The organism is Nocardioides sp. NPDC057767 (assembly GCF_042798275.1).
In the GTDB taxonomy this organism is placed as follows: domain Bacteria; phylum Actinomycetota; class Actinomycetes; order Propionibacteriales; family Nocardioidaceae; genus Nocardioides.
In genome coordinates this window covers 1-13,191 of the sequence record NZ_JBHVKJ010000018.1, presented here as the reverse complement: position 1 = coordinate 13,191, position 13,191 = coordinate 1, and the positions used below count along the sequence as shown (strand labels likewise).

The window sequence follows — 13,191 nt, the reverse complement described above, 5'->3', positions numbered from 1 at the left end:
CATTCACCGCCCACCTCATGCCGCCCGGCCATGACCGAGCGCCCGCGAGATCGACCGGGAGACCCCGACGACCTCCTCGATGAGATCCGAGCGAGGCAACCCACGCGCATCGCACAGTCGCACCACCGGGCCCGCGATGCCGACCGCCGCGACGACATAGCCTCCGCGGTCACGCACCGGCGCCGCGATCCCGGCGAGCTCCGGCCGTGCCTCCGATACGGCTGAGGCCCACCCGCTGTCGCGCGCATCCGCCAGGGCCCGCAGCAGCGCCGTCCGGTCGGTGATCGTCCGGAAGGTCAGCGGGTCCAGCCGCTGCCCGAGGACGCTGCGAGCCGCGCCCGGGTCGAACGCGACCAGCACCTTCCCGAGGGCGGTGGCATGCAGCGGGAGCGATCGCCCGGTGTCCATCACCTGCACTCCCGGCCCCGCCCGGAAGACGTGGTGCGCCACCACCGCGGAACCGTCGCGGTAGGCCGCGATCCGGGCCTCCTCGCCCGTACGTGCCGCCAGCGTGTCCACCCAGTTGAGCGTCTCCGAGCGCAGCTCGTTGAGGTCGAGGGTCACGGACCCGAGATGGAGCAGCCCGGAGCCCAGCAGATAGCGCCCGCTGGCCGACTCCTGGTCGACGAACCCGGCCCCCGCCAAGGTACGCAGCAACCCGTGCGCCGTCGGCTTGGCCAGCCCCACCGCAGCCGCCAGCTCACCGAGAGCCATCGGCTCACTCTCGGCGGAGAGCACGCGTAGCAGCGCAGCCGCCCGCTCGACGGATTGCACGGTCCGAGACATCGGGTAAAAGCGTAGGGGCCGAACAAATCCCGGGCACCGGGTTCGAAGATCCAGGACCGAGCGGGTGCCACCCGGTGAAACACGGCAGCGTTCGGCGATGTCGAACGCACTCCGTTGTGACGGGCGTCACGTCTTCCTAGGGTGCGCAGGTCCGCCAACCCCACACGGCAGGAGCAGCGCATGACAAACAGAAAGCTCATCGGGGAGCTCAGCGCCGAGTTCGCCGGAACGATGATCCTGATCCTGTTCGGCGTCGGCGTGGTCGCGCAGGTCGTGACCGGCGACGGCGGGCTGGGCGACCACGACTCGATCGCCTGGGCCTGGGGGATCGGGGTGATGCTGGGCATCTACACCGCGGGAAGGATCAGCGGCGCCCATCTCAACCCGGCCGTCAGCCTCGCGATGGCCGTGTTCAGCGACTTCGAGTGGCGCAAGGTGCTGCCGTACAGCATCGCCCAGATCCTGGGCGCCTTCGTCGGCGCGACGATCGTTCGCGCGGCGTACGGAGATGCGATCGCCAGCGTCGACCCCGGCCACACCCACGCCACCCAGGGCATCTTCTCGACGCTCCCCGGCAACGGCGACGCCGCGCTCGGCGTCACCCTCACCACCGCGTTCGCCGACCAGGTGATCGGCACCGCGATCCTGCTGTTCCTGATCATGGCGATCACCGACGCCCGCAACTCGGCCCCGATCGCCTGGTTCGCGCCCGTCGCGATCGCGTTCGTGATCGTCGGCATCGGCATGGCCTGGGGCACCAATGCCGGCTACGCCATCAACCCCGCCCGTGACTTCGGACCGCGCCTGGCGTCCTTCGTCACCGGCTACGACGGAGCCTGGGTGACCGCTGCCGGCGACCTCTACTTCTGGATCCCGATCCTCGCCCCGCTTGTCGGTGGACTCATCGGTGCCGGAGCGTACAAGGTGTTGATCGCACGCTTCTTGCCCGCCGAGGAGGAGGCTGAGGAGACCAGCGACCTGCCTGCCGCCGCCTGACCACCGATCGCCCCGACACCCCTAGACAGCAAGAACCCGAAAGGACCGACATGCCCGACTACGTCGCAGCCGTCGACCAAGGCACCACCAGCACCCGTTGCATGATCTTCGACCACGGCGGCAACGAGGTGGCCCGCCACCAGCTCGAGCACGAGCAGATCATGCCGCAGGCGGGCTGGGTGGAGCACAACCCGGTGGAGATCTGGGAGCGCACCAGCTCGGTCATCCAGACCGCGCTCGGCCGCAAGGGACTCACGGACAAGGACATCGCCGCGCTCGGCATCACCAACCAGCGCGAGACCACCGTCGTGTGGAACAGGAAGACCGGCCGGCCCTACTACAACGCGATCGTCTGGCAGGACACCCGCACCGACCGGATCGCCTCCGCGCTCGACCGGGACGAGCGCGGCGACATCATCCGCCGCAAGGCCGGCCTCCCGCCGGCGACCTACTTCGCCGGCGGCAAGATCCAGTGGATCCTGGAGAACGTCGACGGCGTCCGCGAGGCCGCGGAGAGCGGTGACGCCATCTTCGGCACCACCGACAGCTGGGTCGTCTGGAACCTGACCGGCGGACCCAACGGCGGCGTGCACGTCACCGACGTCACCAACGCCAGCCGCACCATGCTGATGAACCTGGAGACCCTCGACTGGGACGACGAGCTGCTCGGCTTCTTCGACATCCCGCGCCAGATGCTCCCCGAGATCCGGCCCTCCTCGGAGCCGAAGGCCTACGGCACCACGCTCGCGCACGGACCCCTCAAGGGCGAGATCCCGATCACCGGCATCCTCGGCGACCAGCAGGCCGCGATGGTCGGCCAGGTCTGCCTGGACGCCGGCGAGGCCAAGAACACCTACGGCACTGGCAACTTCCTCCTGCTCAACACCGGCCAGGAGCTCGTCCGCTCCGAGAACGGCCTCCTCACCACGGTCTGCTACCAGTTCGGCGACCAGCCCCCGACGTACGCCCTGGAGGGCTCGATCGCCGTCACCGGATCCGCGGTCCAGTGGCTGCGCGACCAGCTGCGGGTGATCAGCAACGCCTCCCAGTCCGAGACGCTCGCCAAGGAGGTCGAGGACAACGGCGGGGTCTACTTCGTCCCCGCCTTCTCCGGTCTCTTCGCCCCCTACTGGCGCTCGGACGCCCGCGGCGTGATCGTCGGCCTGTCCCGGTTCAACACCAGCGGCCACATCGCCCGGGCGACCCTGGAGTCGATCTGCTACCAGAGCCGCGACGTCGCCGACGCGATGGAGAAGGACTCCGGCGTACGCCTCGAGGTCCTCAAGGTCGACGGCGGTGTCACCGTCAACGAGCTGTGCATGCAGATCCAGGCCGACGTCCTCGGCGTCGAGGTCAGCCGTCCGGTGGTCGCCGAGACGACCGCGCTCGGAGCCGCCTACGCGGCCGGGCTCGCCGTCGGGTTCTGGAAGGACACCGACGAGCTGCGCCAGAACTGGAACGAGTCCAAGCGCTGGAAGCCGGCCTGGAACGAGGAGCAGCGCGAGGCGGGATACGCGGGCTGGCGCAAGGCCGTGGACCGCACGCTGAACTGGGTCGACGTCGACTGAAAACGCCCTGTTTGGGGTATGTGTGCGGCGCCCCGGCCGACGTACGTTGCGAATGGGCCCGGCCGGGGCCCGGACCTGCCTCGACCGGTCCGTTGGCATACCGACGACCGAGGAGGCAGCAATGTTCATCCAGATGATCCAGGCGCCCTGCACGCGCCAGGACGAAGCCCACCAGCTGCTCGACGAGTGGCGCCGTGACCTGGCTCCGGGAGCGACCGGCTGGCTCGGCGGCACCTACGGATTCACCGACGACAACCAGTTCATCGGCGTGGTCCGGTTCGAGTCCCGCGAGGCGGCGATGGCCAACTCCGACCGCCCCGAGCAGGGGGAGTGGGCGGCGAAGATGACCGAGGTCATGGACGGGCCGATGGAGTTCCACGACTGCGACGACGTCACGCTGCTGTTCGACGGCGGCTCCGACGACGCCGGCTTCGTGCAGATCATCCGTGGCCGCGTCGACGACCCCAGCCGGCTCAAGGCGATGATGGCCGACACCACCCAGCTGCACGAGGCGCGCCCCGACATCCTCGGCGGCACCCTCGCGATCGAGCCCGACGGCAGCTTCATCGAGACCGTCGCCTTCACCAGCGAGGACGAGGCGCGCGAGCGCGAGAAGGTCGAGCCCCCGGAGGACGTACGCCGCGAGCTCGACTACGCGATGAAGGGCGCGACCTTCTACGACCTGCACCGCCCCTGGTTCGAGAGCGCCTGAGGAGGCCGTGATGTTGAACGACAGCAGGGTGATGGCGAACATCCCGGCCGCCGACCTCGAGCGGGCGCGACGCTTCTACGCCGACAAGCTCGGGCTGGAGCCGGCCGACGAGGACCCCGGCGGGCTGATCTACACGACGTCCGGTGGGACGTCCTTCCACCTCTACGAGACCGATCAGGCAGGCAAGGCCGGGCACACGATCGCCCAGTTCCACGTCGCCGACGTCCGCAAGGAGGTCGACGACCTCGGAGCCAAGGGCATCAGCTTCGAGCACTACGACATGCCGGGCGTGACCTGGGACGGAGACGTCGCCGGGATGGGCACGGCCGGGCACGCCGCCTGGTTCAAGGACAGCGAGGACAACATCCTCTGCATCGACGACATGGTGCCCGCCTGAGGCAGAGGCCTGAGACAGTGTGGTGAGGTCCCGGCTCAGCCGGGGCCTTCGCCCGCAGCGACGTGCTGGGCCAGATACTGCTGGAGGCCCACGCGGTCGATGGCGTCGAGCTGGGACTCGAACCAGTCGGCGTGCTTCTCCTCGTCGCGGACCATCTCCTCGAAGACGGCAGCGGTGCCGTGGTCCCCGAGCCGGTGGCACTCGTCGCCGCCGGCATTGAACTGCGCCACCGCGGCCCGCTCGCTCTCCAGGGCGAGGGTGAGCATCTCCTGCGCCGTCTCGCCGACCTGGATCGCGTTGAGCCGCTGCACGTTCGGGTGGCCGTCGAACATCAGGATCCGGTTGATCAGGTCGTCCGCGTCGCGCATCTCGTCGATGGAGAGGTCGTAGAACACCTTGCCGAGCTTGGGCAGGCCCCAGTTGTCGAGCATCCGGGCATGCAGGAAATAGGTGTTGGTGACGGTGAGCTCGAACGTGAGTGCCTCGTTGAGGAGCTCGACGACGCGTGGATCGACTGGCTGCATGACGCACCTCCGGTAACGGGATCTGTCCCGATACTCGCACGGCACCCCGGGAGTGAGGACAGACTCAGTTTGCGATCGGTTGCGTCAGCTGGCGGCGCCGTCGGCCGCGAGGTGCGAGCACTCCTGCTCGAGGTGCCTGGTGACGAGTTTCTTCACCGAGAAGATGCACGAGCCGCAGTCCTGGGCGGCGCCCGTGGAGCGGCAGATCGCGCTGACCGTGCGGGCTCCGTCGGCCAGCGCGGCGTCGACGTCACGGTCGGTGACGACTCGGCACTGGCAGACGATCATGAGATTAGGTTAGCCGACCCTAAGCCCAGTGACGAGAGGAGGTCTCAGTTCTTACCTTTCTTACGGTTCGGTCGAGCCCGCGCGCAGATTCACATTCTCCCGGTATGGTCCAGGTCACATCACGCTCCCGTTCCTCGGAGGATCTCTTGCGCATCGCAGTCATCGGCACCGGCTTCGGCGGCCTGGCCGCCACGATCGAGCTCAAGAAGCGTGGTCACGACGACATCGTCGTGTTCGAGAAGGCCGGCGACGTCGGTGGCGTCTGGCGCGAGAACACCTATCCGGGAGCCGCCTGCGACGTACCCTCCAGCCTCTACTCCTTCTCCTTCGAGCCCAACCCGCACTGGCCCCACAAGTTCTCCCGGCAGCCGGCGATCCTCGACTACATCCACAAGGTCGTCGACAAGTACGACGTACGCCGCCACATCCGGTTCCACACCGAGGTGATCGCCGCCCGCTGGGACGACGAGGCGAAGACCTGGCAGCTCGATCTGAGCACGGGGGAGACCGAGACGGTCGACCTGTTCGTACCGGCCGTCGGCCAGCTCTCGCGGCCCTCGATCCCGAGCATCTCCGGCACGGAGACGTTCCGCGGCGAGGCCTTCCACTCCGCCGAGTGGAACCACGAGCTGAGCCTCGCCGGCAAGCGGGTCGCGGTGATCGGCACCGGTGCCAGCGCGATCCAGTTCGTCCCCGAGGTGCGGAAGGACGCGGCGAAGGTGCTCCTCTTCCAGCGCTCGGCGCCCTACATCGTCCCGCGCAAGGATTTCGAGCGCACCGACCCCGCCCGGCGCCTCCCGCAGCTGCTCGACCGCGCGAAGATCTGGACCCAGGCCGAATGGCTGACCACGACCTTCCACATCAAGCCGCTCTCCGCGGTGATGCGCACCTGGTCCAAGCGGCACATGAAGGCGCAGACCGCGGCGAAGCCGGGGCTCTTCGAGAAGGTCTGGCCCGACTACCCGTTCGGCTGCAAGCGCGTCCTCTTCGCCGACGACTACCTGCCGGCCCTCGCCCAGCCCGACGTCGACGTGATCACCGAGAACATCACCGAGATCACCCCGGCCGGCGTCACGACCGCCGACGGCCGGCACCACGAGGTCGACGTGATCATCTGGGGCACCGGGTTCAGGGCCACCGACTTCCTCGCCCCGATGACGATCGCCGGCACCCAGGGCCGTGACCTGCACACCCACTGGAAGGACGGCGCCCACGCCTACCACGGCATGACCGTCCCCGGGTTCCCCAACCTGCTGATCATGTACGGCCCCAACACCAACACCGGCGGCGGCTCGATCATCTACTTCCTGGAGACCCAGGCCCGCTACCTCGGCCGCTACGCCGACCACATCTCCGATGCCGGTCCGCTCGAGGTGCGGGCGGAGGTCGAGGAGGCCTACGACGCCCGGGTCCAGGACCAGCTGGCCGACAGCGTCTGGAGCAAGTGCTCCTCCTGGTATCGGGAGAAGAACGGCCGAATCACCACCAACTGGCCCAGCATCTCGGCCCGCTACCGACGCAGCGCCAGCTATCAGAAGTCCGACTACACGCCCGCCTGAGGGAACCGTCCTGATGGGTCTTTGTACCCAATCTGTTGCTTCCCATATGCGTGTGGTAGGCCACATACTCGAAGGGATGACTACCTCAACCCCCCGGCGGCGACACTTCGCCGCGAGTCCGTTCAAGACTGATCCCGAGCCGGTCATTGAGCAGTTCGAGTCCGGAGACCTGGTCTCCCACGACTCATTCGGCCTGGGTCGGGTCGTCAACAAGGAAACGGCCGCAGTCACTGTCGACTTCGGTCCCCAGCTGGTTCGCATTCCCAGCCCCTTCCCCAAGCTTGCCAAGCTCTGACCTCGGTCTGAGCTGACAAGAGATCGCCCTCCCCGAGCACTGCTCGAGGAGGGCGATCTCTGTGTTCGAGGCCTACTTCCTCTTCACCGGATAGGCCGCGTCGACCTCCACCTCGACGAGCCAGCCGTCCACCGGCAGGTTCTCGATCTCGAGCGCGAATCGCGACGGCCGCGCCGGATTGGTGACCATCGGAGCTGCGGGCGCAGCGGTTCCCAGCGGCACCGGTACGACCTCGCCGGTCGAGACCGACGTGTTCGCGAAGAACTGTCGATAGGCCCGGTTCCAGCCCGCGAAGTCCATCTTCGCCTCGCCCGCCGGGTTCTGCAGGAAGACGCGCATCGTGATCACGTCCTGGTAGGAGAGCCCGGCCGCCTCGAGGTTCTCCCCGATCCGGCGCAGCACGTTGATCCCCTGAGCCTCGGTGATGGTCACGCCCGGCGGCAGCTCACCACCCGGGAACACCGCGGTGTCGATGTAGGCCGCCTCGCCGCTCGCCCCGGTGTTGAGCCGGGACGGACCGAGCCCGCTGGTCTTGTGGATCGCGGCCTTCGGTCCGATCGCGACCCCGTTGGCGATCGACGGGTTGTCCTGGCCAGCGGGCAGCACCGAGATCGTCTCCCCACCACGCGGCGGGAAGTCTGACCATCTGCTCCCGGCGACCGCCGCCGTCGGAGCGACCAGAGCCGCGGTCAGGCCGACCACGGCCACCACCTTCGTACGCGGCGACATCAGGCCGTCACCCGCGCGTGCAGCTTCTCGACGGCTGCCCGGGCGGCCGTGATCGCTCCGTGCTGCCAGGCGACCGCATGACTGAGGTGGTCGCCGGCGAAGTACGTGTTGCCGGTGGCGTCCAGCAGCCGCGTGTAGAGCGGATCGGTGTCGGCGGTCGTCGAGTAGGCCCAGGCTCCCTCGGAGAACTTCTGCGACTTCCAGTCCTGGCTGTAGGAGGCGGTGATGCCCTTGCCGTAGACGTCCCCGAAGATCTGCTTGCCCATGTCGACAGCACGGGAGAGCCGCTGGGCGGGACTGAGCGCGCCGTAGGTGTCGGCCGCGCTCCCGGTGTTGTAGTAGCCGATCATCGTGCCCTTCTCCCCGTTGAACCCGTACGACGGGTGCCACATGTTGCGCAGATCGAGGCGGGTGTTGGTGATCCCGCCGTAGATGCGGAAGTCCTCCTCCCACCACCGCCGGTCGTACTCGATCCCGATCTTGCCCGCGTTCGACGGCCCGAAGGACTTCAGGCTCGCGGTGATGTCGGCGCCGAGGTTGTGCGGGATCTTGGCGGCGATCTGCGGCGGCATGCAGTTGATCGCGAAGTCCGCCTCGACGACCTCGATCCGCCCGCGAGCCTTGTAGGCGACGGAGACACCGGTCGAGGTGTTGTTCCACTCGACGATCTCGGCCCCGTAGCGGATGTTGCGCGCCCCGATGGCCTTGGCGAAGGCCTTCGGGATCGCGTCCATGCCGCCGACCGGCTGATACATCATCATCGCCTGGTCGTAGCCGAACTCGAAGGAGAAGTACTGCCCCAGCCCGGAGGCGAGGACCGCGCTCATCGCGTGGGGCGCCACCTCGGTGCCGGACTCCTGGCCGGCGCCAGGCTCGACGGTGTAGCCCGCGCGGCTGGAGCCGGTGTAGGCGTACCCCTCCGCCTTGGTGCCGAGGTCTCCGAAGCTCCTCAGGAACGCGATCAGCGCGTCCTTGTCGGCCGCGGTCAGCTCCTCGTCCAGGGCGCCCTTGTCGGTCGCCTTGGCGAGCAGCTCGGAGACATAGCCGTAGGTGTCCGCCTTCGCCTGGCGCATCTGCACCGCGCCGATGCCGTGGTCGCCCGGGTAGTAGAGCAGTGCGTTGGCGTTCTGGTTGGTGAACGCCTCGATCGGGACGCCGAGCTCCTTGCAGTAGTCGAGCGTGATGTGGCTCTGCGGTAGCCGCCCGGGCCCCGCGTTCATGTACTGGCCCTGGGAGAAGCCGGCGACCTGGGTGACCCCTTTCAGATCGGTCACGCGGGTGCCGCCACGCACGGTGAAGTTGCGGCCACCGGGCCGGTCGCGTCCCTCGAGCACGGTGACCCGGTAGCCGCCCTTGAGCAGCTCGTACGCAGCGGTCAGCCCGGCGATGCCACCGCCGAGGACGACGACCGACTTGCTGCCTGCCCGGGCGAGATCCGCGGGTTTGGGGGGAGTGAAATCGGGCGTCTCCGCGGCGTGGGCGGAGGTGAGCCCGAGGGCACCCATGCTGTGCAACATGACGCCTGCTCCGCCGGCGAGGCCGACGTTGCGCAGGAAGTTCCGACGTGACTGAGTCATGCGGGGTTCCAATCTGTTGGGGGCACCTCGCAAGGTAAAGAGGATTTGTTGCACCGCCATTGCATCCGTGTCTCGCTAGAACACGTGTTCCCCAACTCGTCAGTAGCTCTAGGATCGGCACCGTGACCGTCACCATCCGCGATGCAGTGCCCACCGACGTACCCGAGATCCTCCGCCTCGTCCACGCCCTGGCCGTCTACGAGAAGGAGCCCGACGCGGTCGAGGCCACGGAGGCCGACTTCACCGCGGCTCTCTTCCCGGGATCGGGCACCCCGACCACCCACTGCCTGATCGCCGAGAGCGACGGCACCGTCATCGGCATGGCGGTCTGGTACGTCACCTTCTCCACCTGGACCGGCCGCAACGGCATCTGGCTCGAGGACCTCTTCGTCGACCCGGAGCACCGCGGCGCCGGCGCCGGCAAGGCCCTGCTCGTACGTCTCGCCGAGATCTGCGTCGAGAACGACTGGCGCCGCCTGGAGTGGTGGGTGCTGAAGTGGAACGAGCCGTCGATCGCCTTCTACCGCTCCCTCGGCTCGGTCCCGCAGGACGAGTGGGAGGTCCACCGCATCGACGGCGCCGAGCTGAAGGAGCTCGGCGCCGCCGGCCGCTGATCTCAGGCCCCGTACGCTGCGGCGAACCGCCGCGCCCACTCCCCGAAGCCACGGGCCGGCCTGCCCAGGACCTCCTCTACGCGCGGGCTGACCGCCCGCTCGGAGTCGGTCGGGTGCCCGAGGATCGCGAGCGTCCCCTCGGCGACCGCCGGCGGCATGAACGCAGCCATCTGGCGCAACGCCGCCTCCGGGGTCAGCTCGACGAACTCGAGCGGTCGCCCGGTCGCCGCCGCGATCTCCGCGACCTGATCGCGAGGCGTGATCGCGACCGGCCCGGTGATCTCGTACGTCCTCCCGGCATGACCGTCCTCGGTCAGCGCCGCCGCGGCGACCTCGGCGATGTCGAGCGGGTCGACCACGGGGAGCGCCACGTCACCGAACGGCGCACGGACGGCATTCATCTCCTTGACCATCGGAACCCAGGCGAGCGCGTTGCTCGCGAAGCCGCCCGGTCGCAGGATCGTCCACTCCATCGCCGAGCCCCGCACCGCCTCCTCGAGCTCGACGAGTGGCGCGTGCGACGGCGCTCCCGGCCGCGTGCCGACGGCCTGCGAGGACTGCAGCACGACCCGGCGTACGCCTGCCGCCTCCGCATGCTTCATCAGGGCCGGGCCGTCGACGTGAGCGCCGGCGCCGCTGACCAGCAGGAAGAGCCCATCGGCACCCGCCAGGGACGGGGCCAGGGTCGAGACGTCGGCGAGGTCGGCCACTGCGGAGGTGACTCCAGCCCGTGCCGGCAGCGGCGCCGACGTCCCGCGCGAGACGGCCGTGACGGTGTGCCCGGCCTCGGTGAGCAGCTCGACGAGCGGCCGCCCGACGTTTCCGGTCGCTCCGGTGATGACGATCATCGTGGTCTCCATTCAGGTGCGGATCTGCGTTCGCACCGACGTTAGATCCCTCGATACAGTGGGTTCCCCAAGGTAAGTATCGGAGCGACATGACCTGGCACCCGAGCACCGACGAGCCGGTGGAGGCATGCCCGATCGCGCCGGCGGTCGAGCTGATCTTCAGCCGGTGGACCACGCCGATCCTGTGGGCCCTGCACGAGTACGGCACCCAGCGCTTCGTGGAGCTGGAGCGCCGCCTGGGCACGATCTCGTCGAAGGTGCTGACCCAGCGCCTGCGCCAGCTCGAGCGCGACGGCCTCGTCGAGCGCCGCTACCACGCCGAGGTCCCGCCGCGGGTGGAGTACGACATCACCGACCTCGGCCGCAGTCTCCAGCCGGTCTTCGCCGCCGTCGGGAACTGGTCGGAAGCCAACATGCCCGCCGTGGAGACCGCACGACAGGCCTACACCGGTCCGTTACCCCGCTGACGCCGACTCGCCCTTTCGGTCACCGTTCTCCGAGGACGGTCGCCACCAACCCCTCGACCTCGTCCGTACGCAGCGGCGCCGGCGTCATCAGCCGCCGGTAGAACACCGCCCCGGCCAACGCCTCCGCCGCCCGCTCCGGGTCCCCGACATCCTGTCCCGACTCCTTCAGCCGGGCGAGCGCTTCGACCAGTCGCGTACGCCGCTGCGCGCTGTAACGGTGATGCAGCTCCCGTAGTCCTGCGTCGCGCTCGGCGCCGTCGAGCACCGCGGGAAGGCAGTCGGACATCAGGGACGACTGCATGGCGGAGGCGAGGTGGCTGACGATGGCGACCACGTCGCCCCGCGGGTCCTGACCACCGGCCTCGGGGCGCGGCTGCACGTTGAGCGTCTCCATCGCGGCAGCGATGAGGCTGAGCCGATCGTGGCCGAGTCGGTAGATGGTGCTTCGCGCGACACCGGCACGGGTCGCCACGCCATCGATGCTGAATCCGCCGTAGCCCCGCTCGGCGAGTTCTGCGAGCGCCGCCTCGAGCACTCTTTCGCGGCTGCGCACCACCCGAGGGTCCGTTCGCCCTTGACGAGAAGCCATGCCAGGAGCCTACTATGCAACAGTACTGTTGCAGAAAGGAGAAAGAGATGCCTCCCGGATTCCGCTACATCGTCGACGACGTCCCTGCGGCGGTCGCCTTCTATCGCGAGCTCGGCTTCGAGGACGTCGGGCCCAGAGCCGGCGGGTTCGCGATGCTCGAGGGGCACGGCCTGAGACTGATGCTGAACAGCCCAGGTGCCGGCGGCGCCGGGCAGGCGGCCGACGACGGGAGGGTGCCCAGCCCTGGTGGCTGGAGCCGTATCCAGCTGGAGGTGGCCGATGTGGACGAAGAGCTCCGACGTCTGACCGAGGCGGGCGCTCAGGTCCGCACCAGCCGCATCGACGGCCGGGGAGGCACGCAGGCCGTGATCGAGGACCCGGCCGGCAACGCCGTCGAGCTCTTCACGCCCGCCTGACCGAGAGGCGACGGAGCCTCGCGGCCGTGTGCGGCAAACGGGCACGGGGCCTTGTCCGGGGGTCTAGAGTGGGTGCCAGAACATCGCACGAAAAAAGTTGCCCTGGCGATTTGAAACGGCGTCAGGGTGTGTGTAGTGTTCTCCGAGTCGCCAGGGTGCGGCGGGAAGCAAGCGCGAGTCTTCGGGCGGGCTTCCGGCCCCGGAGCGGCCACCTCCACTCTTCGAGCATCGCTCGAGCCAGGGTGTTCTAGATGTCGATCTTCGAATCGACGACAGAACCTCAGCCGGATCTGGTTCAACCAGATGGGCGCGGTCATGGGTGGGCAGGTTTAAGCGATAAACACCCGGGTTTCCCGAATTGGTGATTAGAGCGAAAGCCACTAAAGTCCTCCAGGACTGAAGCGGATAAAGCTTCGAGCTTTCAGCGAAAAGGTGCGGAACGCGCCGAATTGCGAAAGCGAGAAAAACTCCGCTAAAGTCCGGAAAGACAAAGCAGAGATACAGCTGCTGATCCGGCGGAAAGCGCGAAAGCGCCGAGTTGGAAAAGCGAGAGTGGCTCTGATAAAGTCTGCGAGGCAGAACCGGCCAGAGGGTCTGGAGCTGGTAAGGAAAGCGCGAAAGCGCCGAATTGCTTAAGCGAAAGAGAGCCTGGTAGGGTTCAGCACGAAGAACAAAGCAGAACATAAAGCGAATAAAGCAGTCACCGGACTGGCAAGAAACGGATGTTTCGGAATCTACCGGTGTGCGTGTGATTCTTGAGAACTCAACAGTGTGTCATAGTCGACGAATTAGTTTGTTATGCCCCGTCGATCTTCATCCCAAGGGG

16 protein-coding genes are annotated in these 13,191 nt (G+C 68.0%); 9 read left to right on the top strand and 7 right to left on the bottom strand.

Annotated features, from left to right (window positions below):
- Window positions 1–15 precede the first annotated feature (15 nt).
- Window positions 16–786, bottom strand: a complete 771-nt coding sequence (locus tag ACFVDI_RS11285; protein ID WP_378904409.1) for an IclR family transcriptional regulator — start codon at window positions 784–786, stop codon at window positions 16–18.
- A 180-nt stretch (window positions 787–966) separates the two neighbouring features.
- Here ACFVDI_RS11285 and ACFVDI_RS11280 point away from each other — a divergent pair, with 180 nt between their 5' ends.
- The 4 genes from ACFVDI_RS11280 (at window position 967) to ACFVDI_RS11265 (ending at window position 4,459) form a co-directional block, all read left to right on the top strand.
- Window positions 967–1,782: an MIP/aquaporin family protein gene (locus tag ACFVDI_RS11280; RefSeq protein WP_378904406.1), complete on the top strand. Its 816-nt coding sequence runs from the start codon at window positions 967–969 to the stop codon at window positions 1,780–1,782.
- Window positions 1,783–1,832: 50 nt separating this feature from the next.
- A complete protein-coding gene (gene glpK / locus ACFVDI_RS11275) occupies window positions 1,833–3,350 on the top strand; it encodes a glycerol kinase GlpK (RefSeq protein ID WP_378904403.1) in 1,518 nt (505 codons plus the stop codon).
- Between the two features lie 121 nt (window positions 3,351–3,471).
- Window positions 3,472–4,062, top strand: a complete 591-nt coding sequence (locus tag ACFVDI_RS11270) for a hypothetical protein (RefSeq protein WP_378904400.1) — start codon at window positions 3,472–3,474, stop codon at window positions 4,060–4,062.
- A 10-nt stretch (window positions 4,063–4,072) separates the two neighbouring features.
- Complete coding sequence (locus tag ACFVDI_RS11265; RefSeq protein WP_378904397.1) at window positions 4,073–4,459, top strand: VOC family protein; 387 nt, start codon at window positions 4,073–4,075, stop codon at window positions 4,457–4,459.
- Window positions 4,460–4,494: 35 nt separating this feature from the next.
- Here the strand turns inward: ACFVDI_RS11265 and bfr are convergent, their stop codons facing one another.
- Window positions 4,495–4,983: a bacterioferritin gene (gene bfr, locus ACFVDI_RS11260; protein ID WP_378904394.1), complete on the bottom strand. Its 489-nt coding sequence runs from the start codon at window positions 4,981–4,983 to the stop codon at window positions 4,495–4,497.
- Window positions 4,984–5,067: 84 nt separating this feature from the next.
- The gene (locus ACFVDI_RS11255) at window positions 5,068–5,271 is read right to left on the bottom strand and encodes a bacterioferritin-associated ferredoxin (RefSeq protein WP_378884407.1); all 204 of its coding nucleotides are present in this window, start codon (window positions 5,269–5,271) and stop codon (window positions 5,068–5,070) included.
- Between the two features lie 146 nt (window positions 5,272–5,417).
- Here ACFVDI_RS11255 and ACFVDI_RS11250 point away from each other — a divergent pair, with 146 nt between their 5' ends.
- Both ACFVDI_RS11250 and ACFVDI_RS11245 read left to right on the top strand, forming a co-directional pair.
- Window positions 5,418–6,830, top strand: a complete 1,413-nt coding sequence (locus ACFVDI_RS11250) for a flavin-containing monooxygenase (RefSeq protein ID WP_378904391.1) — start codon at window positions 5,418–5,420, stop codon at window positions 6,828–6,830.
- A gap of 76 nt (window positions 6,831–6,906) precedes the next feature.
- Complete coding sequence (locus ACFVDI_RS11245) at window positions 6,907–7,125, top strand: hypothetical protein (protein ID WP_040754833.1); 219 nt, start codon at window positions 6,907–6,909, stop codon at window positions 7,123–7,125.
- 72 nt (window positions 7,126–7,197) lie between these two features.
- Here the strand turns inward: ACFVDI_RS11245 and ACFVDI_RS11240 are convergent, their stop codons facing one another.
- Window positions 7,198–7,854 (bottom strand): Rid family hydrolase, encoded by a 657-nt coding sequence (locus tag ACFVDI_RS11240; RefSeq protein WP_378904387.1) that lies wholly within the window; start codon window positions 7,852–7,854, stop codon window positions 7,198–7,200.
- Window positions 7,854–9,431 (bottom strand): flavin monoamine oxidase family protein, encoded by a 1,578-nt coding sequence (locus ACFVDI_RS11235; RefSeq protein ID WP_378904384.1) that lies wholly within the window; start codon window positions 9,429–9,431, stop codon window positions 7,854–7,856. The genes ACFVDI_RS11240 and ACFVDI_RS11235 overlap by 1 nt, the downstream gene beginning before the upstream one ends.
- 122 nt (window positions 9,432–9,553) lie before the next feature.
- Between ACFVDI_RS11235 and ACFVDI_RS11230 the strand changes: the two genes are divergently transcribed.
- Window positions 9,554–10,045: a GNAT family N-acetyltransferase gene (locus ACFVDI_RS11230; RefSeq protein WP_378904381.1), complete on the top strand. Its 492-nt coding sequence runs from the start codon at window positions 9,554–9,556 to the stop codon at window positions 10,043–10,045.
- A gap of 2 nt (window positions 10,046–10,047) precedes the next feature.
- Here ACFVDI_RS11230 and ACFVDI_RS11225 read toward each other — a convergent pair whose 3' ends face one another.
- The gene (locus ACFVDI_RS11225) at window positions 10,048–10,893 is read right to left on the bottom strand and encodes an NAD(P)H-binding protein (RefSeq protein WP_378904378.1); all 846 of its coding nucleotides are present in this window, start codon (window positions 10,891–10,893) and stop codon (window positions 10,048–10,050) included.
- An 89-nt stretch (window positions 10,894–10,982) separates the two neighbouring features.
- Between ACFVDI_RS11225 and ACFVDI_RS11220 the strand changes: the two genes are divergently transcribed.
- Window positions 10,983–11,360, top strand: a complete 378-nt coding sequence (locus ACFVDI_RS11220; RefSeq protein WP_378904375.1) for a winged helix-turn-helix transcriptional regulator — start codon at window positions 10,983–10,985, stop codon at window positions 11,358–11,360.
- Window positions 11,361–11,379: 19 nt separating this feature from the next.
- On the opposite strand, the gene ACFVDI_RS11215 is transcribed toward ACFVDI_RS11220, so the two are convergent.
- Window positions 11,380–11,913, bottom strand: coding sequence for a TetR-like C-terminal domain-containing protein (locus ACFVDI_RS11215; RefSeq protein WP_378904372.1), 534 nt, complete (start codon window positions 11,911–11,913; stop codon window positions 11,380–11,382).
- Window positions 11,914–11,996: 83 nt separating this feature from the next.
- Here ACFVDI_RS11215 and ACFVDI_RS11210 point away from each other — a divergent pair, with 83 nt between their 5' ends.
- Window positions 11,997–12,365, top strand: a complete 369-nt coding sequence (locus ACFVDI_RS11210; protein ID WP_378904369.1) for a VOC family protein — start codon at window positions 11,997–11,999, stop codon at window positions 12,363–12,365.
- Window positions 12,366–13,191 lie beyond the last annotated feature (826 nt).